Source organism: Veillonella tobetsuensis (assembly GCF_001078375.1).
Taxonomy (GTDB): domain Bacteria; phylum Bacillota; class Negativicutes; order Veillonellales; family Veillonellaceae; genus Veillonella; species Veillonella tobetsuensis.
In genome coordinates this window covers 356,886-383,425 of sequence record NZ_BBXI01000009.1, presented here as the reverse complement: position 1 = coordinate 383,425, position 26,540 = coordinate 356,886, and the positions used below count along the sequence as shown (strand labels likewise).

27 protein-coding genes and 1 pseudogene are annotated in these 26,540 nt (G+C 35.1%); 3 read left to right on the top strand and 25 right to left on the bottom strand.

All coding sequences use genetic code 11. From position 1 onward, the window contains the following. Nucleotides 1-3: 3 nt before the first annotated feature. Genes cbiB through cobU form a run of 3 tightly spaced genes read right to left on the bottom strand, consistent with a single transcriptional unit; the run spans nucleotide 4 to nucleotide 3,099 of the window. Entirely contained in the window at nucleotides 4-996 is a 993-nt protein-coding gene (cbiB, locus tag VEI_RS04630; RefSeq protein WP_059362450.1) for an adenosylcobinamide-phosphate synthase CbiB, read from the bottom strand. Nucleotides 997-1,001: 5 nt separating this feature from the next. Next, nucleotides 1,002-2,528: a cobyric acid synthase gene (locus tag VEI_RS04625; protein WP_059362447.1), complete on the bottom strand. Its 1,527-nt coding sequence runs from the start codon at nucleotides 2,526-2,528 to the stop codon at nucleotides 1,002-1,004. Further along, nucleotides 2,521-3,099, bottom strand: coding sequence for a bifunctional adenosylcobinamide kinase/adenosylcobinamide-phosphate guanylyltransferase (gene cobU / locus VEI_RS04620; protein ID WP_059362444.1), 579 nt, complete (start codon nucleotides 3,097-3,099; stop codon nucleotides 2,521-2,523). Before cobU ends, VEI_RS04625 begins: the two co-directional genes overlap by 8 nt. A 63-nt stretch (nucleotides 3,100-3,162) precedes the next feature. Here cobU and VEI_RS04615 point away from each other — a divergent pair, with 63 nt between their 5' ends. After that, on the top strand, nucleotides 3,163-3,501 hold the full coding sequence (locus VEI_RS04615; protein ID WP_059362441.1) for a hypothetical protein: 339 nt from the start codon (nucleotides 3,163-3,165) through the stop codon (nucleotides 3,499-3,501). A 40-nt stretch (nucleotides 3,502-3,541) separates the two neighbouring features. Here the strand turns inward: VEI_RS04615 and VEI_RS04610 are convergent, their stop codons facing one another. The 11 genes from VEI_RS04610 to VEI_RS04560 form a co-directional block, all read right to left on the bottom strand. Continuing rightward, on the bottom strand, nucleotides 3,542-4,057 hold the full coding sequence (locus VEI_RS04610) for a cob(I)yrinic acid a,c-diamide adenosyltransferase (RefSeq protein WP_059362437.1): 516 nt from the start codon (nucleotides 4,055-4,057) through the stop codon (nucleotides 3,542-3,544). Nucleotides 4,058-4,078: 21 nt separating this feature from the next. Further along, the gene (gene ndk / locus VEI_RS04605) at nucleotides 4,079-4,486 is read right to left on the bottom strand and encodes a nucleoside-diphosphate kinase (RefSeq protein ID WP_059362434.1); all 408 of its coding nucleotides are present in this window, start codon (nucleotides 4,484-4,486) and stop codon (nucleotides 4,079-4,081) included. Between the two features lie 19 nt (nucleotides 4,487-4,505). After that, entirely contained in the window at nucleotides 4,506-5,366 is an 861-nt protein-coding gene (htpX, locus tag VEI_RS04600) for a zinc metalloprotease HtpX (RefSeq protein WP_059362431.1), read from the bottom strand. Between the two features lie 47 nt (nucleotides 5,367-5,413). Continuing rightward, entirely contained in the window at nucleotides 5,414-6,340 is a 927-nt protein-coding gene (thrB, locus tag VEI_RS04595; RefSeq protein ID WP_059362428.1) for a homoserine kinase, read from the bottom strand. A gap of 4 nt (nucleotides 6,341-6,344) precedes the next feature. Further along, entirely contained in the window at nucleotides 6,345-7,634 is a 1,290-nt protein-coding gene (locus tag VEI_RS04590) for a homoserine dehydrogenase (protein WP_059362425.1), read from the bottom strand. A gap of 42 nt (nucleotides 7,635-7,676) precedes the next feature. Next, a complete protein-coding gene (locus VEI_RS04585) occupies nucleotides 7,677-8,126 on the bottom strand; it encodes an ACT domain-containing protein (protein ID WP_059362422.1) in 450 nt (149 codons plus the stop codon). Between the two features lie 16 nt (nucleotides 8,127-8,142). Further along, nucleotides 8,143-9,129, bottom strand: coding sequence for a lysylphosphatidylglycerol synthase transmembrane domain-containing protein (locus VEI_RS04580; protein ID WP_059362419.1), 987 nt, complete (start codon nucleotides 9,127-9,129; stop codon nucleotides 8,143-8,145). Continuing rightward, the gene (locus VEI_RS04575) at nucleotides 9,126-9,980 is read right to left on the bottom strand and encodes a ChbG/HpnK family deacetylase (protein WP_059362416.1); all 855 of its coding nucleotides are present in this window, start codon (nucleotides 9,978-9,980) and stop codon (nucleotides 9,126-9,128) included. The genes VEI_RS04580 and VEI_RS04575 overlap by 4 nt, the downstream gene beginning before the upstream one ends. Nucleotides 9,981-10,184: 204 nt before the next feature. Next, a complete protein-coding gene (locus VEI_RS04570; RefSeq protein ID WP_059362413.1) occupies nucleotides 10,185-10,979 on the bottom strand; it encodes a TrmH family RNA methyltransferase in 795 nt (264 codons plus the stop codon). After that, on the bottom strand, nucleotides 10,961-12,691 hold the full coding sequence (locus VEI_RS04565) for an ABC transporter ATP-binding protein (protein WP_059362410.1): 1,731 nt from the start codon (nucleotides 12,689-12,691) through the stop codon (nucleotides 10,961-10,963). Before VEI_RS04565 ends, VEI_RS04570 begins: the two co-directional genes overlap by 19 nt. After that, on the bottom strand, nucleotides 12,675-14,405 hold the full coding sequence (locus tag VEI_RS04560) for an ABC transporter ATP-binding protein (protein ID WP_059362407.1): 1,731 nt from the start codon (nucleotides 14,403-14,405) through the stop codon (nucleotides 12,675-12,677). The genes VEI_RS04565 and VEI_RS04560 overlap by 17 nt, the downstream gene beginning before the upstream one ends. Before the next feature lie 196 nt (nucleotides 14,406-14,601). Here VEI_RS04560 and tpx point away from each other — a divergent pair, with 196 nt between their 5' ends. Both tpx and VEI_RS10070 read left to right on the top strand, forming a co-directional pair. Then, complete coding sequence (gene tpx / locus VEI_RS04555; RefSeq protein ID WP_059362404.1) at nucleotides 14,602-15,117, top strand: thiol peroxidase; 516 nt, start codon at nucleotides 14,602-14,604, stop codon at nucleotides 15,115-15,117. A gap of 63 nt (nucleotides 15,118-15,180) precedes the next feature. After that, nucleotides 15,181-15,393, top strand: a pseudogene (locus tag VEI_RS10070) (phosphate-starvation-inducible protein PsiE); the annotation flags it as partial. An 84-nt stretch (nucleotides 15,394-15,477) separates the two neighbouring features. On the opposite strand, the gene VEI_RS04550 reads toward VEI_RS10070, so the two are convergent. The 11 genes from VEI_RS04550 to hrcA all read right to left on the bottom strand — a co-directional run bounded on the left by VEI_RS04550 (nucleotide 15,478) and on the right by hrcA (nucleotide 26,417). Next, nucleotides 15,478-17,379: a type I glutamate--ammonia ligase gene (locus VEI_RS04550; RefSeq protein WP_059362401.1), complete on the bottom strand. Its 1,902-nt coding sequence runs from the start codon at nucleotides 17,377-17,379 to the stop codon at nucleotides 15,478-15,480. Between the two features lie 183 nt (nucleotides 17,380-17,562). Beyond that, on the bottom strand, nucleotides 17,563-18,006 hold the full coding sequence (locus VEI_RS04545) for a GatB/YqeY domain-containing protein (protein WP_059362398.1): 444 nt from the start codon (nucleotides 18,004-18,006) through the stop codon (nucleotides 17,563-17,565). 129 nt (nucleotides 18,007-18,135) lie between these two features. Next, nucleotides 18,136-18,315 (bottom strand): 30S ribosomal protein S21, encoded by a 180-nt coding sequence (gene rpsU, locus VEI_RS04540; protein WP_004695751.1) that lies wholly within the window; start codon nucleotides 18,313-18,315, stop codon nucleotides 18,136-18,138. Nucleotides 18,316-18,471: 156 nt separating this feature from the next. Next, nucleotides 18,472-18,816, bottom strand: coding sequence for a histidine triad nucleotide-binding protein (locus tag VEI_RS04535; RefSeq protein ID WP_009351489.1), 345 nt, complete (start codon nucleotides 18,814-18,816; stop codon nucleotides 18,472-18,474). 11 nt (nucleotides 18,817-18,827) lie between these two features. Continuing rightward, nucleotides 18,828-20,123: a tRNA (N(6)-L-threonylcarbamoyladenosine(37)-C(2))-methylthiotransferase MtaB gene (gene mtaB, locus VEI_RS04530; RefSeq protein ID WP_059362395.1), complete on the bottom strand. Its 1,296-nt coding sequence runs from the start codon at nucleotides 20,121-20,123 to the stop codon at nucleotides 18,828-18,830. Between the two features lie 24 nt (nucleotides 20,124-20,147). After that, entirely contained in the window at nucleotides 20,148-20,879 is a 732-nt protein-coding gene (locus tag VEI_RS04525; RefSeq protein ID WP_059362392.1) for an RsmE family RNA methyltransferase, read from the bottom strand. Then, nucleotides 20,876-21,739, bottom strand: coding sequence for a 50S ribosomal protein L11 methyltransferase (locus VEI_RS04520; RefSeq protein ID WP_059362389.1), 864 nt, complete (start codon nucleotides 21,737-21,739; stop codon nucleotides 20,876-20,878). The genes VEI_RS04525 and VEI_RS04520 overlap by 4 nt, the downstream gene beginning before the upstream one ends. Nucleotides 21,740-21,795: 56 nt before the next feature. Beyond that, nucleotides 21,796-22,953: a molecular chaperone DnaJ gene (gene dnaJ, locus VEI_RS04515; protein WP_059362386.1), complete on the bottom strand. Its 1,158-nt coding sequence runs from the start codon at nucleotides 22,951-22,953 to the stop codon at nucleotides 21,796-21,798. Nucleotides 22,954-22,969: 16 nt separating this feature from the next. Further along, nucleotides 22,970-24,808 carry a molecular chaperone DnaK gene (gene dnaK, locus VEI_RS04510; protein WP_059362384.1) on the bottom strand — a complete coding sequence of 613 codons (1,839 nt, stop codon included), beginning with the start codon at nucleotides 24,806-24,808 and terminating at the stop codon, nucleotides 22,970-22,972. Between the two features lie 28 nt (nucleotides 24,809-24,836). After that, nucleotides 24,837-25,388, bottom strand: a complete 552-nt coding sequence (grpE, locus tag VEI_RS04505; RefSeq protein ID WP_059362381.1) for a nucleotide exchange factor GrpE — start codon at nucleotides 25,386-25,388, stop codon at nucleotides 24,837-24,839. Nucleotides 25,389-25,400: 12 nt separating this feature from the next. Then, complete coding sequence (gene hrcA, locus VEI_RS04500; RefSeq protein ID WP_059362378.1) at nucleotides 25,401-26,417, bottom strand: heat-inducible transcriptional repressor HrcA; 1,017 nt, start codon at nucleotides 26,415-26,417, stop codon at nucleotides 25,401-25,403. Nucleotides 26,418-26,540 lie beyond the last annotated feature (123 nt).

The window sequence follows — 26,540 nt, the reverse complement described above, 5'->3', positions numbered from 1 at the left end:
TTACTACTCCATACATAAATAGGTTACAAAGGTTGTAATCACAATCATGAGTATCGTTGAAAGATACATCATATATATACAACGTATTATATGTAAACGGTTCAAAGATTCTAAAGCATCCCCCATGTATTCACGGAATGTCATCTTTTTAAAATATTGATTGTATCCACCTAAACGAATATGTAAAGCGCCTGCTACAGGAGCCTCTGCATAGCCACCATTAGGACTAGGATGTTTTTTGGCATCTCTTAGCCCTATATGGAAGGCGTTTTTAGCATCAAATCGTAAGATAAAGGCAGAAATGACAAATAATATAAAGGTTATACGTGCTGGTATCCAATTTAACATATCATCAAAACGAGCGGCTACACGTCCAAAAAACATATACTTTTGATTTTTATAACCTAACATAGAATCCATTGTATTGGCAGTGCGATATAAAATGGCCCCTATTGGCCCACCTAGAATAAAGAAGAACAATGGTGAAACAATACCATCAATTGTATTTTCTGCTATCGTTTCAACGGTTGCTCTAGTGATTTCTCCTTCATCTAGATAATCTGTATCACGACCAACAATCCATGAAACACGTTCTCTTGCCTCATTGATAAGTCCTTGTTTTATTAATCTGTTAATTTCAAAACCTGCCGCACCTAATGAACGTGGAGAAATAGTTATATATACAATCAAAACTTGAATTACATACTCTACCCATTCATTGATAAGGCCACCTATCCAAAGAAGTAAAGAAGCGATGATATATACGGTTAACAGTATAAAACCAACCGTAATACCGCCATACCAAAGTTTTTTAGTATCATTATCTGTTTCTTTGTAAAATACAGCTTCATAAAATGTAATAATACGGCCAATTAATGCTACGGGATGAAATTTACTGTTAGGATCACCAATAATTGTATCGATAATAAACGCTAAAATTGGAATGCAAATATAGCTATATTGCTTAAACCAATCTAAGAGTATATGTAAATCCATTAAAATCACCCATTATCCTTTAATAATGACATGATATAATCCATGTCTAAATGTTCTTCTACAATGTCTGCCAAGCGATTATAGGCATTGTTTTTATGTTCAAAATAATGGAATACGACAGGCATTTCCTCTAACCCCTTGCGTAAACGTAATTGGTTGATTATAAAACGACGGAAATCATCATTATCAAAAACGCCGTGAATATAAGTGCCCATTACTTGATGTTGACCATCGATAAAGCCGTCTACCACCTCAATTGCACTTTCACTTCGTTTAGTAATTGTAAAACAACGTTTAACGGATTCATCATTTGGTGTTGTATCACCCATATGAATTTCATAGCCAACGAGCTCACTGCCAGAGAATTGGCCATTAAGAAATTGTAAATTATCTACATCAAATGTTACTTGATGAGTTGTTTTTTGATCCTTCATAGTAGTCGTAGAATTAACTAGACCTAAGCCTTCGCTTTCTTCGATATCCCCTTCCATATGATGAGGGTCATAGATTGCAGTGCCCAACATTTGATTTCCACCACATATACCAATTACGGGTGTTCCTTTTGCCGCTAAAGCCTTAATTTCATCAGCCAAACCAGAATTTTTTAAGTACGTTAAATCAGCTAGTGTATTTTTAGACCCTGGCAAGATAATTAAATCAGGTGTTCCTATTACATCACCATTGCCTACAAATCGCACTGATACATCAGGTTCATAATTTAGTGCATCAAAATCGGTGAAATTAGAAATTTTAGGTGTTTGAATAACAGCAATTTGAATTTCTTTAGAGCCTTTATTTCGTTTGTTTTCCAATGCTACAGAATCTTCCTCATCAATATCAAGATTTTCAATAGCTGGAATTACACCTACTACTTTTTTACCTGTTTTTTCTTCTATGAAAGTTAATGCTGGTTCTAAAAGTTTAATGTCTCCACGGAATTTATTGATTACAATTCCTTTTATTAAATCTCGTTCTTCTGGCTCTAATAGTTCTAACGTACCTACGATAGAAGCAATCGCACCGCCTCTATCAATATCAGCAATTAAAAATACAGGTGCTTGAGTCATCTTAGCAATGCGCATATTAACGATATCATTAGCCTTTAAGTTAACCTCTGCAGGACTACCAGCACCCTCAATAACTATCATTTCAAAGTTTTCATCTAAAAAGGCTAGCGATTCCTTAACTTTATCAAGTGCAGTTAGGGAGTATTGTGTGTGATACTCCTTCGCGCTATATACACCAACGGGTTTTCCCATTAATACTACTTGGGATGATTGATTACCTGTTGGTTTTAGTAATACAGGATTCATCTGTACAATAGGATCTATACCAGCTGCTTCAGCCTGAGCAACTTGAGCACGACCAATTTCATCGCCCCATTTGGTTACATATGAATTTAAGGCCATATTTTGTGCTTTAAATGGTACTGTTTTATAACCCATTCTGTAAAGAATACGGCATAATGCAGTACAGAGTATACTTTTACCTACATTAGAGCTTGTTCCTTGGAACATAATTTTCTTAGCCATTTATATGAACCTCCTGAGATTTTAATTCAATTGTTATACCACTAATAGTCAAATATATTTTATCAGCAGCAGTAGCAACTTCACGATTTACACGACCACTAATATCGCGGAAATATCTAGCTAGTTTATTTTCAGGCACTATACCTAAACCAATTTCATTAGTTACGAATATAACAGTTTTATTTTCGCTATTGTTGATATCTTGTAACAGTAAATGTATTTCATCTAAAATAATTGATTCTATTCGATTAGCATCTTCTTGATGATTCACTTCACCATATGCAAATAAATGATTTGATGTAAACATAGTAAGACAGTCAATTAATATGATATCACTTACAGCACTAATTTTTTCCCAATTTTCGTGTAAATGAAGGGGAATTTCAAAGTTGTCCCATTCTGTTCCTCGACGCTCTTGATGTTTTTTGATTCGGTCTTTCATTTCCTCATCAAAAGCTTGTCCCGTAGCCACATATGTTTTGCGACCTGTAAGGGATAATGCTAATTGTTCTGCAAATTCACTTTTTCCACTACGCGCCCCTCCGGAGCATAGGATAATTGTAGATTTCATAAAGCACCTATACAAGTATATATAATTTCTGTATCATAATTAGTATAGCAAAGGAGATACACTATGGAAATTATGAATATGAAACTAAAAATGATGTCCACCCTCTGGGAAAATACATATCGTGTTGCCATTGAAGATGGACAAGGTGGATATATTGGAACATGTCGTGCAGTTGTAAATGTACCAATCGATCCTTCTGAATTGCCACCAAACGCACCAACTGTTGAACCACAGCTATTTGTATTAGTAGAGGATTTTTCTTTTGATGTTTCAAAAATAATTAATTTTGAAGCTACACTATCTGATTTATTACGTGAGAAATTTAGATATCAAATCCCTCATATTTTCTTTTTCTATCCGAGTCCTCATGATGTATTGAATCAAGAAATTACACAATCTTAATAAAGAAAAAAGCTATGTGAATGACATAGCTTTTTTTCGTTTATTCTTCTCCGATTTCTTCCTCTACACGGCTCAAGATAAAACATAAATCAGAAAGTCGATTTAGATAACGTAAATTAGAATCATGTACACTTTCACCTTCATCTAATACACGCCATAACTCGCGTTCTGCACGACGAGTAACAGTTCGAGCTACATGTAGATATGCAGAAGATTTATTCTCGCCAGGTAAAATAAATTCTGCTAATGGCTCTAATTTAGCATCAAAACGGTCGATAACCTTTTCCAAATGTTTTACTTGTTGATCTGTAATTTGTGGTGCTTGGTTTAAGCTTGCAATATCAGCCATCAAAGTCCATAAAGATCGTTCAATATCAAGCAACTCAGCTTGGACTCTTACATTCTTTGCATAAGCACGAGCTAATCCGAGGAAAGCTTGAAGTTCATCAATCGTACCATAGGCTTCAACGCGAAGAGAGGATTTTTTTACTCGTTCCCCTGTATATAGACCGGTTGTACCTTGATCACCTGTTTTTGTATAAACACTGCTACCCATAGTCGTACCTCCTATTATGAATTATTTATATTCTGGAAACCATAATTTCATTTCACGAGCTGCAGACTCAGCAGAGTCAGAGGCGTGTACAACATTAGAATCTAAAGTTAAGGCATAATCACCACGAATACTACCAGGGGTGGCATCTAATGGGTTAGTTGCACCATTGATAGCTCGAACAGAAGCAACGGCATTTTGGCCGCCTAGTATAAATGCTAATACGGGGCCAGAAGTAATGAAATCTACTAATTCTCCAAAGAATGGCTTATCTTTATGCTCTGCATAATGTTCTTCTGCTAATTCTTGCGGTGTTTGAAGTAGTTTCATAGCTTTAATTTCTAAGCCTTTGCGTTCATAACGACTAAGAATTTCACCACATAGTTGACGTTTTACGCCATCTGGTTTAATAAGAACTAATGTCTCTTCCATTTTCATACCTCCTATATTATTAAAATCTGTAATGTGGATTTAAAGAAAGTTTCTTTAATCTAGCAATTCTATCTTGAGTACTTGGATGTGTACTGAACAGATTTGATAAGCTAGCACCGATACCCATCATCGGATTTATGATAAACATATGCGCTGTAGCATTATTAGCATTAGGCAAAGTACCATATTTTGAATATTCCTCAATTTTTGCCAATGCAGATGCTAATCCTAATGGATTTTTACTGAGCATTGCACCGCCCTCATCTGCTAAATACTCACGAGTACGAGAGATACTCATTTGAATTATGGCAGCTGCCAATGGAGCTAAAATAACCATACCAATCAATAATAGTGGATTAGCATTATTATCTCGATCATCAGAACGGCCACCAAAGAACATACCGAATTGTGCGATAGTTGATATAGCACCGCCTATAATGGCGGCAATTGTACTAATTAAAGTGTCGCGATTTTTGACATGTGTTAACTCATGCCCTAATACCCCGGCTAATTCATCATCGGTCAATAGACGTTGAATGCCAGCTGTTACGGCCACAGCTGCATGCTCAGGATTACGACCTGTTGCAAATGCATTCGGCACATCACTTGGAATAATATAAATCTTGGGCATAGGTAATTTGCCATTTTGCGCTAATTTTTCAACCATTCCATATAACTTAGGGTTTGATTGAGCTGTAACCTCTTGGGCATTATATTGAGCTAATACAATCTTATCACTATACCAATATGATGCAAATGACATCCCCGCTGATAAGATGAACATAAACATCATACCGCGAGCACCGCCAAAAGCATTTCCTAATAATACTAGCATTGCAATCATACTTGCTAGTAACATTGTTGTTTTAAAATTATTCATAAAATCCTCCAACATAAGTTTTTGGAATATGCCTTAACTATTTTTTATTATATCACATTTTGAATAGTTGTGGCGCCTATCGTATCAGCCTCTAATATGTATACTTTGTTTTCAATACCATGAAAATCAAAAATTTGTCCCATTGCCTCTGCTACAGTTTGTACATGTGCCTTATCTGTATAAGCGATTAATGTGGATCCTGATCCACTAATCGTTGCCCCATACGCACCAGCAGCTTTAGCTGCTGAAAACACTTTATCACAATGGGGAATTAGAGTTTTACGATAAGGAACATGCAAATTATCCTCTAAAGCTACCTCTAAGTTAGTCAATTGATTTGTAATCAAACTAGTTACAAACAATGATGCATGGCTTACATTTTGAACAGCCTCTTTAAAAGGGACGTGATTTGGTAACACTGAACGCGCATATTCTGTAGAAACTAATACTTCTGGTACTACTACGGCAAAATGAAGTGACTCTGGCACTGGTATTACAGTGTTTAACACTCTGTCTTTTAAACCTGTAGCGCAGCAAAGATTACCATAAATAGCGGGTGCCACATTATCAGGGTGACCTTCCATACGATTGGCAATAATTAATAAATCCTCTTTTGAAAGCGGTGTCTTTACAAGCTCATTAGCTAATAAAAGGCCACCAACGATAGCAGTACTACTACTTCCGAGACCACGTGAAGGTGGAATTAATGTATCGGACTTGATATGTCCATATTGAATTGGTTCTTGCACCTTTGCAAATACTTGCTCCATCGCAATACCAATAAGATTTTTTTTAGGATCTTCCTTTTCCAAAATATCTGCACCATAACCTGTAAAGCTATAAGTAAAGGATGTAGCTTTACCATCAGGTGTAAATTCAAATACATTATATAAATTTAAAGCTAGTCCAAGGCAGTCAAAGCCGGGCCCGCAGTTAGCACTTGTAGCGGGCACTTGTACACGAATAGTAGTCATAAGGTTATGCTTCCATAATTCTGATTACACTGCTTACTTCTTTTACAGAGCGTAAGCTATTGAAAGAATCAATTAAATTTAAAATATAAGAGTGTGGGCATTTAGATGTAACAATAGCAAGCACTGCCGTTTCAGGATCTTTGTTACGTTGAACAATAGAAAGTACAGAAATCTTTTGTTCTGCTAATTTTGTGGCAATTTTTGCAAGAACACCTGTTTTATTATCAACAGCTAATCGAATATAGTAACTAGATTGAATTTTACCTGGAGAGTAAATATTTTTTTGATCAAAGTAGAATGGTTTAAATCTACCTGTAGATTCAAACGCAATATTTTTAGCAACTTCCATAATATCACTTACAACAGAACTACCTGTTGGCAAGCTACCTGCACCACGACCATAGAACATGGCATCATCAATACCATTACCCTTGATATAAATGGCATTATACGAACCGCGCACAGAGGCTAATGGATGTGTTAATGGCACAAAAGCAGGGTACACATTGAGCGATAAACCTTTTGAAGTTTCTTTTGCAATGCCGATGAGTTTAATATTATAACCAAACTCCTTACCATAAGAAATATCTTCTGTATCTATTTTAGTAATGCCTTCTACTGTAACATCTTCGAAGAATATACGACGATTAAAACTAATAGATGCTAAGATTGCAAGCTTTCGTGCCGCATCTAATCCTTCTACATCGGCAGTAGGATCAGCTTCTGCGTAGCCTAAGTCTTGAGCTTCTTTTAAAACCGCTCCATAACTTAAGCCTTCTTCTGTCATTTTTGATAATATAAAGTTTGTTGTACCATTCATTATTCCTACGAGTTCAGTAATATGATTACCACCAAGGGATTCATATAAAGTTCTAATAATTGGAATACCGCCAAGTACAGATGCTTCAAAACGTAAATCAACCTTATTTTTATACGCTAAATCAAATAAGTAAGGTCCTGCTTCAGCTAATAAATCTTTATTTGCTGTAACAACGCTTTTACCATGTTTTAAAGCTGATTCAACACAGTCTTTGGCAAATGTAGTACCACCCATTAATTCAACGACAATATCAATGGATTCATCATTAACAATATCGTCTATATTAGTCACATATTTAGCTGTACTAGGCAAGGTAATATGACTATATTTCTCTGGGTTACGTACAAAAATTTTAGAAATCTCAATAGTCACACCAGAACGATTTACAATTAAATTAGCATTATCCTGTAATAAGTTGAATGTTCCTTGTGCAACGGTGCCAAATCCTAATAAGGCTATTTTTACAGTCTTCATAACAGTCCTACTCTCTTTTATTAATAGTCAATGCAAAGCAAATTATGCTTGGCCTAAAATTTCTACTTTAATGATTCCTTTCATATTGCGTATATCATGTAAAAGTTCTTCTAAAGAACCTTGTAGATTTTTTGTTTCGAAAGAAATACTACTATTAGCAATTCCTTGTAAAGGAATGTCTTGATTAATTGTCAAAATACTGCCATTTTTATCAGCAATAGCCTTTAATACACTTGATAACATACCAGATTCATTTGACATAGATACGGTAATACTTACAATTTTACCTTGGGCGATTTCAAAAAATGGAAATACATAATCTTTATATTTATAATAGGCTGAACGACTTAAATCCATCTTTTCAACAGCTTCATTAATCGTTTTAACCTCACCAAGCTTTAGAATTTCTTTTACCTTAATAGTTTTTTTTATTGCTTCTGGTAAAATATCTTCTTGAACTAAATAGAATTTGTCCTTTTTTGGCTTTGACATACTAATTCTCCTTATTTTAATTTGATGTTTCCTGAGCGACAAATTGACGTCCATATAAAGTTAATACAGCATACATACCGATAAAAAATGGAATATACTCTGCCATTACACGCCACGCAACAGCTAAAATACCAACGGTACCACTTGGTACATATGGTGCAAAAAGTAAAATAAATAATCCTTCTGCAATACCTGTTCCCCCTGGTGTGGGTGCAAAGTAAAGTATTAAATTTAATAATATCATTCGATCTAATATCGTAATGATTGGTACATTTGTAGTAAAAGCGAACATTAAGGCCGGTGCTATACAGTATAAGAATATTAGACTTAATCCTGATTCTATAAATACAATAAAGGATTGAACAGGCTTTTTATATAATAATGAAAGACCTTGATTTAAAGTTTCAAGTTTAGCTAACCAGTCTTTGGTTTTATTAGCCTTATAGCGTTGTGCTAAGTTGTAAACAAATTGCCTCATATATACGGTTTGGAGAATATATGTACCAATTAATGTAGCGATAACAGCTAAAAAAGAGAATACCAATAACATATCTCGTGAAATATATGGGATTTCTATGGCATCATATAGAAATACAAAAGGCAACATAATCACTAAAAACATAATAGAAAAAACCGTTCGTATTAATACGATTGGAGTTCCTTTACTTATAGGCACATTATAACTTTTTAATACTAGAACTTGAGCAACAGCACCACCGCTGGCACCTGGTGTTAACATAGCCATAAAGTAGTTACTAAAAATAACACGAAGAACTGCTTTTAGCGATAGTTGATAACCACCTATTCGCACGAGTCGCTGTAATCTTAATCCATCAAAATACATCCCCAACGCAAGGGCCAATATAGCTAAGAATAATGATTCATGATTAAACGTTGTAATTGTCTTAAGAGCTTCTAAATCTATAGTGTAATAAATAATTCCTAGAGATACGGCTAATAATAAAAAAAACATCAATATACCGCGTCTCATCATCTTACTCATAATAGATCCCCATAATTTATAAGTTGGATATTATATTGATTGATATATCTACGTACATGATCAGACATCATTCCCGATAGTTCTTCTTCCCAATGGTAATCCCAATTGAAATGTTGATTTAGCACTAAGTTATTATTACCTGGGTGAGTCATTATTTCGTGAGTTCCGGATAAGGATTTAACTTCTTTTAAAATGGATAGTAGAACACGCTCATCCAATTGTCCACCATTAATCATCCCCCAAAAATATTGGGTACTATGAATTCCCATGCTACGAATAATTGGTAACGCTCGTGCAGCTACTGTACTCAAACCACTTTTTCCAGCAATACGAACAGGATTATATATGCCATTTAAGAAAAACATTTTTTCATTAGGTATACGAATCGCTTTAATATTATGCTGTAAAGCTTGTTGTAAGATGATAGGTATGATACTGGGTAATACATGCATATGTTGATGTCCATCAATATGAGTTACATTAATACCAGTATCTATAATTTTAGAGACTTGACTACGGATTTCTTTTCTTACCTCATCGTAATTTATGGAGCCACTATAAATACGCTTCATAAATTCTACATAGGAATCGACAAATACACCTTCTTTAGTTACCAAAGTAGGGATTTCACTGGGATCGCTGACAGGGTTTAGCCCGCCTACTAATGCTATATGAATACCAATACCCAACTTAGGATATTTTTTTGCCATTTCTACTGCTTCATTAAAAGCAGCACCACTTGCCAATAAGGACGTACTAGTAATAACACCTTTTGTATGCCCAGAGATAATGCCTTCGTTAACCGCTGTGTGAAGGCCAAAATCATCGGCATTTATGATTAATTTTGACATATGAGTGCCTCTTTTTTCGTAAAAAAATGGGAGAACGATGTTCACCCACAAAGGATATATGTTATTTTAACAAATACAGGAGTTAAAAATCAATACAAATTAGTGATGCTTGTGTACTGACAACGGACTTTTTATATCGTTTTCACATAACTTACATACCCTGTCATCATAGATAATCGATGACAGGGTATGTAACATGATATATTAAATTTGTTCTCTTACTTTGTACATACATAGTGCGGCTGCAATAGAAACATTTAAAGATTCTATATCTCCATACATAGGAATAGTTATAGCCTGATCACACAGTTGTATAATGTCATGGCTTACTCCATTCCCTTCATTACCTAAAACAATCATAGTTCTCGGATTGTATGTAATAGAATGATATGGCTTAGCATTTTCTAATGATGTTACATAAGTTGATATATCGTTATCTTTTACAAAGTCATAAAACTCAGATAATGTAATATCTTCAAAAATAGGAATGTTAGACAATGCACTCATTGTACTTCTAACACATTTTTCATTATATGGGTCTACTGTACCTTTTAGTAAAATTATACCTTTAGCCCCAGCGGCTACCGCTGTACGAATTATAGTCCCTAAATTCCCTGGATCTTGTACGCCGTCTAGAGCTATATATAATCCATCTTCAATGGAAAAGGACTGTAAGTTTAGTTCTCTTTTTTTAGCTATACCAATGATGCCTTGTCCATTTACAGTATGTTCAATCTTATCAAAAATGGGGTCCTGTACTACATATATAGAGGGTATATTCATTTCTCGTTGTATCATAGGCTCTAATTCATTACGTTTTGATTCTCTAATAAAAATTGAACGTAATGAACCTTTTTTGGCAATATCTGTAACGGCACGAACGCCCTCCACAATATATTCACTATATTTTTGTCGAAATTTTCGCTGCTGTAGACTAATGATATGTTTAATCGTTTTATTGTCTTTAGATTGAATATAATCTATTTTTGATGATTCCATAATTGGTAAAAATCCCCCTTATGTTGCATAAGTTCTTCAAATGGTCCGCTTTCAACAATATTACCATATGAAAGAACAAATATACGGTTTGCTTTTTGTACAGTTGATAAACGGTGAGCCACATTTATAATAGTCTTTTCACCACGAATAGTTTCAATACTATCTTGAATCTGCAATTCTGTATGACTATCAATATTAGCAGTAGCTTCATCAAGTAAAAGAATTGGTTTATTTAAAATTAAAGTTCGTGCAAATGCTAGCAATTGTTTTTGCCCATCTGATAACAATGATCCTAAATACCCTACCGAAGTTTGATAGCCGTCAGGCAATGATTCAATCATATCATGTAATTTAACCTTTTTAGTAGCATCTATGATTGTATCCATAGATATAGAGGAATCATATAAATTAAGATTATCTTGTATGGATCCTTTAAACAGGTAAGCATTTTGAAACACATATCCCATAATATTTCTAATCATAGAAGCATCATAGTTATGTATATCTTTACCATTGATGTATATATGCCCCTTAGTAGGACGTAATATTCCCATTAATAGTGAGAGTAATGTAGACTTACCACTGCCAGATAAACCGACAATTCCAATATATTCGCCTTTTTTTACTGTAAAAGATATATTATTGAGAGCATATGTTTCATTATTATCATACGAATAACTCACATCTTTTAACTCAATAGATTCAATGGTTTTAAATTCTTCGGGAACAGTTGTTACTAATTCACGTTTTGGCTCGTCTAATATAGGTATCAATCGTTCTGCACCGGCCAAGGCACTTTGTAAGGAATTATATTTATCAGCAATCTCTTTCATCGGTTGAAAGAATCGATCCATATATTGAATGAAAGCAAATACTGTACCTGCATCAGCTACAGAATCTAATAAATTTGTCATAGTAAAAATAACAATAAGTGCTACAAAAAATAGTCCATCTACGAGAGGTCTAAATATAGAAAACGTAGTTACTTCAAATATACCAGCATTCAAAAAATCACGATTTACCGAATCATATCGACGTTCAATACTTCTTTCACCTAAATAAGTCTTAACAATCAAAATATAGTTTAACAATTCTTTGATGCTAGAGTTGGATGCGGCTACCGATGAACGAACTTGACGAAATGCACGGCGAGAAAACTTTTGATATACCCAAATGATAAATCCCATAATAGGAATTAACAAAGTCATCACAATCGCTAATGATACATTTATAGCATACATAAAAACTAATATACCTATAATCATCAATGCACTACTAATGAGTTTTAATAATACATCTGTATATAAGGTTCGAAGTGACTCAACATCATTAGTAATCCGCGTTACCCAATTACCAATCGGTAAGGTTTGAAAATCAGCAGCTGTCTTATGAAGAATCTTTTCAAAAACAGAACTGCGAATATGATAGATAATTTTTTGACCAAAAGTGGCAAGTAAATAATTTTGTAAAAGAATAAAAATAACACTGCATACAATGGTTATAGCATATACTCCTGCATAATATTGTATGGTGTGTAAATCTTTTACAGCAAAACCTAAGTCGATTGCTTGTTTCGATAGATATGGCCGTATTAATGTAGATAGTAAATTAAAGATTAATGAAAAACTAGCTAAAATTAGTAGCCATAAATAAGGCCTAATATACCGTGTTAGATAGGTGAATAGGCGCCAGTCATTATATTTTAATTTCATTAGTCGCCCCCCTATTCTGTGCTGTATACATTTGATAATATAATCCTTCTTTTTTCATTAACTCCTGATGGTTACCAATTTCACGAATCATGCCATCATCAAAAACAATGATACGATCTGCCTCTTTTATTACTTCTAATCGTTGAGAAATACATAAAATGGTTTTATCTTCAGTAGCTTTCAAGATTTGAATCATGTCATTTACCGTTATGGCATCTAATGCAGAGAAACAATTATCTAAGAGCAAGTATGGAGCGTTTTTATAAAAGCCACGTGCTAAATTGATTCGCTGCTTTTGACCTCCTGATAAATCGCGTCCTTCTTCAGCTAATACACTTAATGAATTCTCTAAGTCATTCCCTAAATCACGATATAACTGTGCTTTTTTAGCTGCCTCAGATACAGTAATATGATTTTCGTTTTCATAGCCAAAACTTATATTATCAGCAATGGTTGAACTTAATAAATAAGATTGTGTTGGAACATAAGAAATAGAGTTTCGTACAGTACCGATAGGTATACTTGTAATATCTTGATTATTAATATAAATCGTTTTTGCAGGTGCCTTTTGTAGCCCTAATAAGAGTTTAAATAGTGTGCTTTTCCCAGATCCTGGTTTCCCCACAATACCAACAAACTCACCCTTTTTAAAGGTAATATTAAGTTGACGTAAAGCTGGTGTCTTTGCTTCATCATAGGTAAAATTTAAATATCTAATATCTATATCACCTAAAGCAAGCTGTTTTCCATCGGTACTGTTACATTCGGCAGGTAAACTCATAAAATCAATAATTCTATCTAATGAAGCAAGTCCTTTTTGAACAATGGCAACTAAAGAACCGAGAGAAATTAATGGCCCTATAATTAGCATAATAAAAGCATTAATTGTAACGAATTCCCCTACTGTCATAAGTCCTTCAACAGCTAACGTACCACATATATACATGCTAATACTGATACAAATAAATGGAGCAATCATTGTAAGTGGTGATAAAACTGCATCGAGTATTGCAACACTCATATTGTCTTTGTAGTTTTTCTTGTTTATACGATTAAACAATCCACTAATGATAGCTTCTTTATTAAAAGCTCGAATGACCTCCATACCTTGGAATAGTTCCTGCCCAAATTCTGTCATATCACTATAGGTTGTTTGAGCTTGACGTTGTTTTTTTCTTAAGCGACGTCCCAAAGTGAATATAGATATTAATATAATCAAGACAGGTGTCATTATTTTTAAAGCTAATAAAAAATCTATTTTTTGAATTAATATAATAGATCCTAATAGGGAGTACAAAATAATATCTACCAAAAGCATGATGCCTAAACCTAGTGCAACACGTAGTGATGTAACATCATTGGTCATTAAGGCCATAACCTTACCAGGACCATTAACATCATAGTATGTCGTTGGTATCTCTAAGGCTCGAGCACATAATTTTTGACGAAATAAATACTCCATGCGTCGTATAGACCCTAGTAAAGTACGACGAGAAATAACCTTTAATACTGTAATTATTATTAATAACCCAATAAAATATAGTATGTATTGTGTTAAGCCCTCTTTATTTTGACTTAATGTATCGATAGCACTACCTATTAATTGAGGAACAATTAAAAATGCCACATCAATAGCGATTAACATAGTTAATCCTATAAGGTAATATATACCTTCACGGCGAAAAAATTCTTTAAAAATAGCAGATGGATTCATTAAATAACCTCCTCTTATCTTTCTATCGTACCATTTACATGTTATTTCTTCTACCACAAAACAATAAATCCATGTCTTTTTCAAATAAAAAACTATATCGAAAAAATTAGTTTACTTAAATATTTAGAAGTGGTATACTAACTGTAGAATTATTGTTTAATCAATTTTGTATATATACTCTTAGGAGGAATGAAACATGGAAAAACGTACTGGTGTCGTAACATTTGCAGGTGGTCCTATCACATTAGTTGGTCCTGAAGTTAAAGTAGGTCAACAAGCACCTGATTTCACAGTATTATCTAACGATTTACAACCTAAAACATTGAAAGATTACGAAGGTAAAGTAAAAGTTATCTCTGTAGTACCTTCCCTTGATACTGGTGTTTGTGATGCACAAACTCGTTGGTTCAATCAAGATGCAACATCCCTTTCCGAAGATGTTGTTGTATTAACAATATCTATGGACCTTCCATTTGCTCAAAAACGTTGGTGTGGTGCAGCAGGTGTAGACAAAGTTGTTACATTATCTGACCATAAAGATGCTTCTTTTGGTGAAAACTATGGTTTCTTAATCGAGGAATTACGTCTATTAACTCGTGGTGTTGTAGTAATCAACAAAGACAATAAAGTAACATATGTTGAATATGTACCTGAAGTAACACAAGCTGTTAACTTCGACGCTGCATTAGAAGCAATTAAAGCAGATATCTAATAGATTGCTAATTGATTTTTTCTATCCTATTACTGGATGTATTAAAAGACCGTACGGTGTACGGTCTTTTTTGAGTTTATAGCTCTCATTGTAAAGTATTTTAAAAATAACTTTCATTTCCCTCTCGATTTTTTTCTCTATATAGGTATTACTGCCATCGTAAGATTATTGATTATATCTCATGAATCTGCAATGGACATGTTAATATGGGCCATTTCTATCTTTGTACTAGTGTGTAGTCTAGTATTAGTCGAGAAATTTTTACATAATGAATAATGGAATTTCCTGTATATTCTTTTCATATAAACAGCTAAAAGGTCCACCCGAGAATGGGTGGACCTTTATCTTTAATAGAAAGTTTTAGAAAATATTTTTGCTATAGTTAGCATATTTAGCTTCTAACTCTTCCATTTTGTCATTCATTTCAATTTGTAATGCAGATGCAGTATCATAATCTTCTTCACGCAATGCATCTACGATACGTGTGAATAAGGATTTACGATCATCACTGTCTTTTGCAAGATAGAAACGCAAGTCATTAACTTCTGCAAAGCGTTTGTCATCAATACTATTACGGCTGTCAGTATGAATAGAAACCATTTGTCTAACAGTATCCATATTATCAGGAATAATACGATGTGCTAATACGAGTTTCCAACGTTTTAAGATAGACGCAATGAAAGAATCCATTAAGTCATGAGCGAATGCTTCGCCTTGAGCTAACGTATTAACTAAGTCAGGATTGTTTTTATAACCTTTAATATTTTCCCAAACAGTAGCAGGTGCTACGCCAAACATTTGATTGCGTTCTTCTTGAGTAAAGTCTTCAAATACATCTTTTTCAGAACGGAATGCACGTTCTTTTTGTAAGTAGTCTGCATCTTGACCAGCTTCTTTTGAAAGTTCTGCTTCAAGCTCAGCCTGTGTTTTACCACTTGTAATTGCGTATTTCATACCATCAAAAGCAGAGATAAAAATCAATGCCAATGCAGTATATGTATTAGTGTAAGGATTTGGAGAACGCAATTCAAAACGTGTTGCCATTGGATTGTCAATATCGCGAATCAAACCGCAAAGGATTGTACGGTTACGGCTAGGTTCAGATGGGTCCGTACCCAAAGAAGTAACAATACATACCGGTGCTTCAAAGCCTGGTTTTAAACGATTCAAAGAATCTGTTGTGGAACTAATGAATGGATTAATTGCTTCATAGTGTTTTAATAGACCCATGATTGCACCAATACCTAAGCCACTGCAAGATTCTTTTTTCATATCTTCTGGGCTATATAAGTTAACAAGTTTTCCAGATTTAAGCTTTGCCATTACACCAAAGTGAGTATGCTCACCAGAACCTGCTACACCAATAATTGGTTTTGCATTAAAGGTTACATCAAGACCGTTTTCACGGAATACTTCACGAACGATGATACGAGCTTGCAATTCATTATCTGCAGTTTGCATTGGATTGCTAGAGAATTTCCAATCGATTTCTAATTGTTCCAATACGACTGCTTCATGACCATCTTCATCTAATTTAGCTTTAACGCCACCTACTTCTTTATGGCCCATTTCCGCAACCATACCATATTGATCAAGGCGTTCTACAGCTTGCTCTAAAGCAGTACGAACGGTACCGTGAGTACGTTGCCAGTATTGTTCTTGTAGACGTTGAGATACGGATAATTCTTTTTTTGTAACTGTTTTAGATGGAGTTTTTACCCAGAATTCTAATTCAGTAGCAGATGTGAATACGATGTCTACAATTTCATCAGGATTGATGTGTGGCATACTTGGAATGCCTTTTTCTTTAATTAAAGATAAAAGCTCAGCACGAACATAGTCACAACTACGTTTTAAGATAGAACGAGAATCCACATAGCGATAGTTATGCATCAAGAACGCTGGAATACGTAATGTACCAGTTGGTAAACCTGTTGCTTCATCGATATTTTCATAGTTATAATCAACGAACCAGTTAACATCAGGATCCCCCCACATATCAACACGTGCGTTATTTAATGTAGCGATATTAGTCAATACTACGGAAGAACCGTCTGTTTGTACGGCACGGCCTTCAAAGAAGGATTCATAGTCATCAAAAAATACAGACATTGGAATTTTTTCATCTGTATCATTACCAGCCAAGTCAATGCCTACAAGAGAAACGAATTTAATTTCCGGATGTTGCTCTAATAGAGATAAAACACCTTCTTTACCATATTGACCTGCAGGAATGTAATACAATAAATCTTTTTTAGCCATTTTGTGCCTCCTACGCCATAAAAAAAGACTCCAACAACATAGATATACAATCTGCATACCTATCCAGTGGAGTCTTCATTGACTAATTATTTTCTTGAGTACATATTACCACACTGAGAAAATTATTGTCAAATAATTTCTATAGAATTTTATAGTTTTGTATGATTGGTAACTAATACTGAATTATCCTAATAATTCTTTTACAATGGTATTAACGAGTTTTCCATCAGCACGACCTTTTGTATGAGGCATTACATGTTTCATTACATTACCCATATTTACATTATCCCCACACTCAGCAATAGCATTTTTTACTACGTCTCGAATTTCTTCTTCAGTAAGTTGTGCTGGCATATATTTTTGAAGAACTGCCATTTCTTCTTTTACATGTGCTATTAAATCTTCACGACCTGCTTTTTCGAATTCTGTAAGAGAATCTTGACGTGTTTTCATTTCTTTAGCAAGAATGCCTAACACACCATTATCATCAAGTTCTACTTTGTCATTGATTTCTGTATTTTTAATAGCACTATTCACCATACGAATTACAGATAAGGCAATTTTGCCTTCTTCACGAGCCTTCATAGCTGCTTTCATATCTTCTTTTAATTGATCTTTTAAACTCATAGTAACCTCCAATTTTATTAATATATATACTAGATAATAATCTAAGTAATAGATACCATAGGATAAAATAAAGAAACCCTAATTCTGAATTTCATGAAGCCATGAAAAGGCAGAATTAGGGTTATCATCTTATGCTCTGAATTTGCGTTTTCTTGCTGCTTCAGATTTTTTCTTTCTTTTTACGCTTGGTTTTTCGTAGTGTTCGCGTTTTCTTACTTCAGACAAAACACCCGCTTTTTGGCAGGAGCGTTTGAATCGACGAAGAGCACTTTCAAGCGTTTCGTTTTTACCGACTTTGATTTCAGACATCTATATCCCTCCCTCCAAAATTAATCTCGGGAAGTGCTGATAATTTACATACGCACATATAATATTATATGTATAGACATAGGTTCTGTCAATATTTTCCGGTATATTTTATAGGAATTTTAATAAGTATTATAAAAAAATACATTAAGCTATAATTTATGCTTCTGGCCAGCCCATTTCCTCGCCACCTAATAGATGTGCATGCATATGGAACACAGTTTGACCAGCTTTACCACCAGTATTGAAAATCAAGCGGTAACCATCTTTAGAAATACCTAATTCTTTAGCTACATCGCGAACAAATGGTAGCAAACCTTCTACATAGTCAGCATTTTTTTCTGTAAGATGCGCAATATTAGATACATGGTTTTTAGGCACGATTAGAACATGCACCTTTTTCACCGGTTGAATATCATGGAATGCATAGAATTTATCGTTTTCTAATACTTTATTGGAAGGAATTTCACCATTAATAATTTTACAGAAAATGCAATCGCTCATAATTAGACTCCTTATTCAATAATTAAATAATTATCTTCTAAACCAACAACAATACCGCCAATAAGATCACCAATATTATGTGCCCCATCAGATTTAACTTTACCATTTACATACTCATTTGTTAAGCCCATATAGTATCCATTCTCTTCTTTTTCGATGAGAATCTCACCAGGCTTACCAATGCGAGATTTTGCGTATGATTCATAACCAGCTTGACTAAGACCATTCAAAAGTGCTACACGAGTCTTTTTAACGGCTTCAGGTACTTGATCAGGCATAGTCGCTGCAGGCGTTCCCTCACGAATAGAATATGGGAAAGCGTGAATATGGGTAAACCCAATTTCACGTACTGTATTCAATGTTTCTTCAAAATCTTCATCTGTTTCTTGTGGGAAACCTGCAATGATATCAGTCGTAATGGATAAATCTTTAATGCGAGAACGCAGTTTTGCAATAAGATCTTTATACTCTTGTAGTGTATAGTGACGTCTCATCAATTTCAATACATGGTCTGAACCCGCTTGTAGTGGCAGGTGTAAATTCGGACATACACGCTTATCGGTAGCCATTAATTCTACTAGTTCGTCAGAAACCTCTACGGATTCAATGGAACCAAAACGGATACGGTACAACTCAGGAATTTCTAGTAAAGCTTTTACTACATCAGCCAAGGTAGGACGACCTGGTAACTCAACACCGTAGTTTCCCAAATGAATACCTGTTAATACGATTTCATGGAATCCGTGCTCTACTAACCGTTTAGCTTCTTCTACGATATCTTCAATTTTACGAGATTTTAATTTACCACGAGTATATGGAATGATGCAGAAAGAGCAATAGTTATTACAGCCTTCTTGAATTTTCATGAAAGCTCGAGCCTTATCTGATTCATTACCAAATAATGGCATTTCCTCGAAGTTGGACTCTTTCATAATGTCACGAACAGCATTGATTTGACGTTCTGTAGATTCCAATTGCTCTACGAGCTCAACGATTTTAGAACGGTTGTTTGTACCGATAACAAGATTAACACCATCAATAGCAGCAATCGCATCTGGATCAAGCTGAGCATAACAACCGGTAACGATTACATAAGCATCTTCATTTTGACGTTTTGCTTTCCGTATCAATTGACGGGATTTCTTTTCCCCCATATTTGTTACAGAACATGTATTAATTACATATATATCAGCTTTTTCATCGAAGTCTACTGCTTCGTAATTATTTTGTAAAAATAAACCTTTCATAGCATCTGTGTCATACTGATTGACACGACAGCCTAAGGTTGTAAAAGCAACGGTTTTCATTGCACCTCTCTATTCTTATTTAATTTATAGTTCTAATTCATATTGAATCATCGCTAATGATCCAATGGCAGCAGTTTCTGCTCGTAAAATAGTATTACCAAGAGAAACAGATTTTCCACCACTCTCTATAATAGCATTGATTTCCTTCTCTTGATAGCCCCCTTCAGGACCAATACAGATGAGAATATCAGTTATATTTTGATTACTATGTATTGATTCAAGTGCAGTCTTAATAGTATGTCCCTCTTCATTCTCATAGGCTACTAGTTTTAATGCGTCACCCTCGATTTCAAGGACTTGTGAAAGTTTTTCACCTACCACAAGTGTGGGCAGTTGATTTCGTCCACATTGTTGGGCTGCTTCGAGCATAATTTTTTCCCAACGAGAAACTTTTGATTGTAATTTCTTATCGTCATATTTAGCTACACAGTTAGCCGTAGATACAAGATAAATAGTATCTACATTAAGCTCTGTAGCCTTTTGTAAAACCCATTCTAACTTTTCACCTTTCAATAAAGATTGAACTAGAATAGTTCGATACGACGATACATCAGTCGCTACATATTCAATAAGATTAGCCTGTGCTATACCATCAACTTCTTCGATAATCTGATACATACCACAACGATTATCACTGCCCGTTACAGTAATGGGTTTCTCCATATTATGACGAAATACATGTAGCACATGATGCGTCACATCTTTCGGTAGTTCTATTATTTCATCTAATGGTGTAGGGATAAATATTTTCTTCATAGCTTTTCTAACGCAAAGGTATGCCAAGGGCCCGCCACGCGTTCCTCTATAATATGCCAATGTTTATTAATATACGGCATGATTTCATCATAACGGTCATCAATGATACCACTAATGATTAAAATACCATTATCTTCAAGCTTTCTGCCAATTTGTGGTAATAATATTTTTAAAGGATCAACGGTCAAATTAGCTAAAATTAAATTAGCTTTGCCATTAAAATCACGATCTAAATCACCACAAATAATTTCAGCATGCACCTTATTATTTGCACAGTTAATTTTAGCTTGATTTGCAGCGTATTCCTCAATATCAATGCCGACTAAATGTTTTATGCCTAATTGAGCTGCTACTAATAAAAGTACGCCTGTACCAGTACCTATATCTAAACATGTAACCTTATCAAGCTCCATAGATACACTATAGTCCTTCAAAAGTTCTGCACAACTTCTCGTCGTTTCATGAGATCCTGTACCGAAAGATATATCAGAATCTATTTCAATAATCGTTTTATTGTCTACATTATCATAGTCTTGCCATGCAGGTTTAATGACAATATTAGGTAAAATTTCTGTAGGCTCAATATATTGTTGCCATGAATTTAACCAAGTAGACTCGTCTAGTATATGTGCCTCTATCGATTTAACATCTATATTCGCCTCAGTAAGGCGTTTTTCTAAATCTACTTTAATCATATCAGTATCAAGAGATGGATCAGCATATAGAGTTAATTTAATTAAATTGGGTTGATCATCAATATCTTCTTCTATGATTCCATTGTCTGCATAATCGTCAAAAAGAGTAGTCACCTCATCGGTGGCTACTCTTTCACAGACAATGGATATTTCTATCCATTGCATATTGTGCTCCTTTACTATTGATGCGCAGGAACAAACCATTCACGCATCAGAGCTGTTCATTTAGTTAAACGATCCTTTATTTTTTCAAATAAACTTTTGCTAACTTGTAGATTATTTACATCCTCATTACTTTCTTTTGCAAATCTGAGTAATAATTCACGTTGTGCATCAGTTATTTTTTTTGGTGTTTGTACAGTAACGACTACATGTTGATCGCCCCGTTGTTTTGGATTGCGTAAATAAGGAATACCTTTGCCCTTAAGTCTGAATGCAGTTCCCGTTTGAGTGCCTTCTGGGATCTTTAATTCTACTTTACCATCTAAGGTATTCACTTGTACAGTCGCACCTAATGCAGCTTGCGCAAAACTGATATTCACTCTACTGATAACATCATTACCATTACGTTCAAATTCTTTATGAGGACGTACATAAATGTAAACATATAAGTCGCCTTTTGGACCACCTAATATACCTGGCTCACCTTCATTTGCAACGCGTAATCGTGAACCATTATCTACACCAGCAGGAATCTTAATATCAATTTTTCGTTTTGCTAAGATTTCGCCAGAACCACGACATTTAGAACATGATTTTTCAATAACCTTACCAGAACCATGACAACGAGAACAAGTTCTTGCAGATTGCATACGACCAAATGGTGTATTTTGAATAACTACCTCTTGACCAGAACCATGACAATTAGGACATGTATCTACCTTAGATCCAGGTTCGCCGCCAGTACCGTGACAATGAGTACATTCTTCATGACGCTGAATGTTAATTGACATGGACTTACCAAAAGCTGCATCCTCGAAGGAAATATCGATATCTTCACGTAAATCATTACCTTTTTGAGGGCCTTGTTGTTGACGACCGCCACCAAACATGCCACCAAAAATGTCGCCAAAGATATCACCAAAGCCTCCAGCTTGGCCTCCGAAACCGCCAAAGCCACCTTGGAAACCACCGGCCCCAGCGCCGCCTCCTTGTTTGAAGGCGTCGTGGCCGAATTGGTCATATTGAGCTTTTTTAGTTTCGTCAGACAATACTTCGTAAGCTTCGTTTGCTTCTTTAAACTTCGCTTCTGCTTCCTTTGGATTGTCTTTATTTACGTCAGGATGGTATTGGCGTGCCTTTTTACGAAAGGCTTTTTTAATTTCATCTTGAGAGGCATTTTTACTGACCCCTAGGATGTCATAATAATCTCGTGCCATTAGTTACCAACCCTTCTTATTTCTTTTCGTCATCCACTACTGTGTAATCAGCATCAACTACATTGTCGTCAGCTTTTGCTTGTTCACCTTGTTCTGCGCCACCAGCAGCTTGTTGTGCTTGTTGAGCAGCTGCATACATTTGTTCAGCCAATTTGTGTAATGGTTGTTCTAAAGCTTCGCTATCTTTTTTGATATCTTCAATGTTGCCAGCTTCGATAGATTTTTTCAATTTATCTTTAGCTTCTTCAACTTCTTTCAATAAAGCTGCATCACCTTGACCATCAAGATCTTTCAATGCTTTTTCAGCTTGGTATACCAAGGAATCTGCATTATTTTTAATATCTAATTCTTCTTTTCTAGCTTTATCTTCTGCTGCATGAGCTTCCGCTTCTTTAACCATGCGATCGATTTCTTCTTCTTTCAAACCGCTAGAGGAAGTAATAGTAATTTTTTGTTCTTTTTGAGTGCCCAAGTCTTTAGCTTTTACGTGTACAATACCGTTAGCATCGATGTCGAATGTTACTTCGATTTGAGGAACCCCACGAGGAGCTGCTGGAATACCATCCAAGTTGAAGCGACCCAATGTTTTATTATCTGCTGCGAACTCACGTTCACCTTGCAATACATGGATATCTACAGATGGTTGGTTATCCGCTGCAGTGGAGAATACTTGAGATTTAGATGTAGGAATTGTAGTGTTACGATCAATGATACGTGTGAATACACCACCCATTGTTTCAATACCAAGAGACAATGGAGTTACATCTAGTAACAATACGTCTTTAACTTCACCTACTAATACACCACCTTGAATAGCAGCACCAATAGCTACACATTCATCTGGGTTAACGTTTTTAGTTGGTTCTTTACCCAATACTTTTTTAATAGCTTCTTGTACAGCTGGGATACGGCTAGAACCACCAACTAACAATACTTTATCGATATCGGATGCAGATAAACCAGCATCGTTCATAGCTTTACGAGTAGGTTCGATTGTAGCTTGTACCAAGTCAGCAGTTAATTCTTCGAATTTAGCACGTGTTAATGTTACGTCTAAGTGTTTAGGACCAGTAGCATCAGCTGTGATGAATGGCAAGTTGATATTTGTACTTGCTACGCCAGACAATTCAATTTTTGCTTTTTCAGCAGCTTCTTTTAAACGTTGATCAGCTAATTTATCATTGGATAAATCGATACCTGTTTCTTTTTTGAATTCTTCGATAAGGTAGTTCATGATGCGTTGGTCGAAGTCATCACCACCAAGATGGTTGTTACCAGATGTTGCCAATACTTCGAATACGCCATCACCAAGTTCAAGAATGGATACGTCGAATGTACCACCGCCAAGGTCAAATACAAGAACTTTACCATCTTCATCTTTATCTACGCCGTATGCTAGAGCAGCTGCTGTTGGTTCGTTGATGATACGAAGTACTTCAAGACCTGCAATCGCACCAGCATCTTTTGTTGCTTGACGTTGAGAGTCTGTAAAGTAAGCAGGAACTGTAATAACAGCTTGTTTTACAGGTTCACCCAAATAAGCTTCTGCATCAGCTTTGATTTTTTGAAGAATCATTGCAGAAATTTCTTGAGGAGTATAAGACTTACCTTCTACAGTTACTTTGTAGTCTGTACCCATGTGACGTTTAATAGAAATGATTGTGTTTTCAGGGTTAGATACAGCTTGACGTTTAGCCAATTGACCAACTAAACGTTCGCCATTTTTTGCAAAACCAACAACGGAAGGAGTTGTACGAGCACCTTCTTGGTTAGTAATAACCGTAGGTTCGCCGCCTTCCATAACCGCAACACAAGAGTTTGTAGTACCTAAATCAATACCAATTACCTTTGCCATAATATATGACCTCCTAATACTTTATAATCTATTCAACAACTTTTACCATTGCAGGACGAATACAACGACCATCAACAGTATAGCCAGTTTGCAATACTTCACATACCGTATCAGATTCAAATTCATCTGATGGTACACGCATAATCGCTTGATGGAAGTTTGGATCAAATGGTTGTCCAACTGCATCAATAACAGCTAAACCATGTTTAGATAGCATAGCCATCAAATTTTGATGAATCATAATAAATCCATCTAGAAATACCTTTGCATCTCCTTCGGCAGGAGTTGCAACAGCACGTTCAAAATTATCTAATACAGGCAGTAGGTCCATTAAAACATCACCTTTAACGAATCCTGCTAACTGTTCTTTTTCTTGATTAGTACGGCGTTTAAAATTTTCAAAATCAGCTTGCAAGCGTTTATAGCGATTATCAAAGTCAGCTTTTAATTCTTCTAACACTTGACCTGCATCAACTACGGCTTCTTCAGCGTTTTGAGTTTCGGTTTGTTCTGTAGTACCTTCTGTAGGCTCTGTAACCTCTTCATTTACCACATCTTGTTTAATTTGTTCTTCAGACATGCCTTACCCTTTCTATGTTTGATTCCTTGCCATCGTTTCCATTAAATGTTTCATATAGGAAAGCATATTAATAATACGACCGTATTCCATTCTCGTAGGCCCTAAAATAGCCAACGTACCAAGTTGATTATTCTCTTGAGAGAAATCAGCTTGTATTAGGCTCATATCATTCAATGCTTCTGTTTGATTTTCTGAACCAATCTTTATCTTTATTGGTGTATTTGAATCGTCTTGTAATATGTAACCTAATTGTTGTTGTTCTTCTAATAGTGAAAGTACAGGTTGTACCTTTTCTACCGTTTTAAACTCCGGTTGTGATAACAACTCTGTAGTACCTACCGAATAAAATAAGCGTCGTTTAGTGATGGCCCTTAATAAGGTTTCTCCGATTTGTAATAAAACGGATTTTGGACCGTCTATATGAGCGATAATAGCACTAATATGAGCCGATGTAATATCCCTTAAAAGCTTGTTTTGAACAGCATTGCTAAATTGTATAGCTAGTCGTTGTATTTCATCAGCTTTTACATGTGATGTAAAATACATCAATTCATTATCAAGTGCTCCGGTTGCAGTTATAACAACCATAACAGCTTGGTGACCATCAAGAGGTAAAATATGTATATATTTTAATAATGCTTGATCATGGCCAGGTGCTAATAACAAGCTCATACTATGACTTATCTGAGAAACTAATCTCGCCATATGTAACAGCATTTCATTGCCCGATAGTTGTGAATCATTCCATATCGTATGGATTTGTTTCACATCTTCATCTAATACTGGACCTTGATGCATCATAGAATCAACGTATAAGCGATAGCCTTTTGATGACGGTATCCGTCCAGCCGATGTATGAGGTTTTTCTAGGTATCCTAAGTCCTCAAGATCGGACATTTCATTACGCACCGTGGCAGGACTAATACCTAAATCATAGTTTTTAGCAATTGTCCTAGAACCAACAGGCTCAGCGGATTTGACATAATCCTCTATAATCGCTCGTAAGATGCGTTGTTTTCTTTCATCCATAATGACACCTCACTTGTTAGCACTCAAAACATTTGAGTGCTAATCGCATGTATAATATTACCATACTAAAATAAATTGTCAAGTAATTTTATCCCTAAAAAGCCTAATAAAATCAGTTTAGTC

What these genes read in the sequence shown, in the direction of transcription:
- VEI_RS04545 (WP_059362398.1), bottom strand. Translation starts at nt 18,006, where the DNA reads ATGAGTTTAAAAGATCAATTAAAAGAAGATATGAAAGCAGCTATGAAG.
- ndk (WP_059362434.1), bottom strand. Translation starts at nt 4,486, where the DNA reads ATGGAAGAGACATTAGTTCTTATTAAACCAGATGGCGTAAAACGTCAA.
- VEI_RS04575 (WP_059362416.1), bottom strand. Translation starts at nt 9,980, where the DNA reads ATGTCAAAATTAATCATAAATGCCGATGATTTTGGCCTTCACACAGCG.
- VEI_RS04535 (WP_009351489.1), bottom strand. Translation starts at nt 18,816, where the DNA reads ATGAGCGATTGCATTTTCTGTAAAATTATTAATGGTGAAATTCCTTCC.
- dnaK (WP_059362384.1), bottom strand. Translation starts at nt 24,808, where the DNA reads ATGGCAAAGGTAATTGGTATTGATTTAGGTACTACAAACTCTTGTGTT.
- VEI_RS04565 (WP_059362410.1), bottom strand. Translation starts at nt 12,691, where the DNA reads ATGAAATTAAAATATAATGACTGGCGCCTATTCACCTATCTAACACGG.
- VEI_RS04610 (WP_059362437.1), bottom strand. Translation starts at nt 4,057, where the DNA reads ATGGGTAGCAGTGTTTATACAAAAACAGGTGATCAAGGTACAACCGGT.
- hrcA (WP_059362378.1), bottom strand. Translation starts at nt 26,417, where the DNA reads ATGGATGAAAGAAAACAACGCATCTTACGAGCGATTATAGAGGATTAT.
- dnaJ (WP_059362386.1), bottom strand. Translation starts at nt 22,953, where the DNA reads ATGGCACGAGATTATTATGACATCCTAGGGGTCAGTAAAAATGCCTCT.
- cbiB (WP_059362450.1), bottom strand. Translation starts at nt 996, where the DNA reads ATGGATTTACATATACTCTTAGATTGGTTTAAGCAATATAGCTATATT.
- cobU (WP_059362444.1), bottom strand. Translation starts at nt 3,099, where the DNA reads ATGAAATCTACAATTATCCTATGCTCCGGAGGGGCGCGTAGTGGAAAA.
- VEI_RS04570 (WP_059362413.1), bottom strand. Translation starts at nt 10,979, where the DNA reads ATGGAATCATCAAAAATAGATTATATTCAATCTAAAGACAATAAAACG.
- VEI_RS04525 (WP_059362392.1), bottom strand. Translation starts at nt 20,879, where the DNA reads ATGAAGAAAATATTTATCCCTACACCATTAGATGAAATAATAGAACTA.
- VEI_RS04585 (WP_059362422.1), bottom strand. Translation starts at nt 8,126, where the DNA reads ATGTCAAAGCCAAAAAAGGACAAATTCTATTTAGTTCAAGAAGATATT.
- VEI_RS04520 (WP_059362389.1), bottom strand. Translation starts at nt 21,739, where the DNA reads ATGCAATGGATAGAAATATCCATTGTCTGTGAAAGAGTAGCCACCGAT.
- grpE (WP_059362381.1), bottom strand. Translation starts at nt 25,388, where the DNA reads ATGTCTGAAGAACAAATTAAACAAGATGTGGTAAATGAAGAGGTTACA.
- VEI_RS04550 (WP_059362401.1), bottom strand. Translation starts at nt 17,379, where the DNA reads ATGGCTAAAAAAGATTTATTGTATTACATTCCTGCAGGTCAATATGGT.
- rpsU (WP_004695751.1), bottom strand. Translation starts at nt 18,315, where the DNA reads ATGTCTGAAATCAAAGTCGGTAAAAACGAAACGCTTGAAAGTGCTCTT.
- thrB (WP_059362428.1), bottom strand. Translation starts at nt 6,340, where the DNA reads ATGACTACTATTCGTGTACAAGTGCCCGCTACAAGTGCTAACTGCGGG.
- htpX (WP_059362431.1), bottom strand. Translation starts at nt 5,366, where the DNA reads ATGAATAATTTTAAAACAACAATGTTACTAGCAAGTATGATTGCAATG.
- VEI_RS04625 (WP_059362447.1), bottom strand. Translation starts at nt 2,528, where the DNA reads ATGGCTAAGAAAATTATGTTCCAAGGAACAAGCTCTAATGTAGGTAAA.
- VEI_RS04560 (WP_059362407.1), bottom strand. Translation starts at nt 14,405, where the DNA reads ATGAATCCATCTGCTATTTTTAAAGAATTTTTTCGCCGTGAAGGTATA.
- mtaB (WP_059362395.1), bottom strand. Translation starts at nt 20,123, where the DNA reads ATGAAAACCGTTGCTTTTACAACCTTAGGCTGTCGTGTCAATCAGTAT.
- VEI_RS04615 (WP_059362441.1), top strand. Translation starts at nt 3,163, where the DNA reads ATGGAAATTATGAATATGAAACTAAAAATGATGTCCACCCTCTGGGAA.
- VEI_RS04580 (WP_059362419.1), bottom strand. Translation starts at nt 9,129, where the DNA reads ATGAGTAAGATGATGAGACGCGGTATATTGATGTTTTTTTTATTATTA.
- VEI_RS04590 (WP_059362425.1), bottom strand. Translation starts at nt 7,634, where the DNA reads ATGAAGACTGTAAAAATAGCCTTATTAGGATTTGGCACCGTTGCACAA.
- tpx (WP_059362404.1), top strand. Translation starts at nt 14,602, where the DNA reads ATGGAAAAACGTACTGGTGTCGTAACATTTGCAGGTGGTCCTATCACA.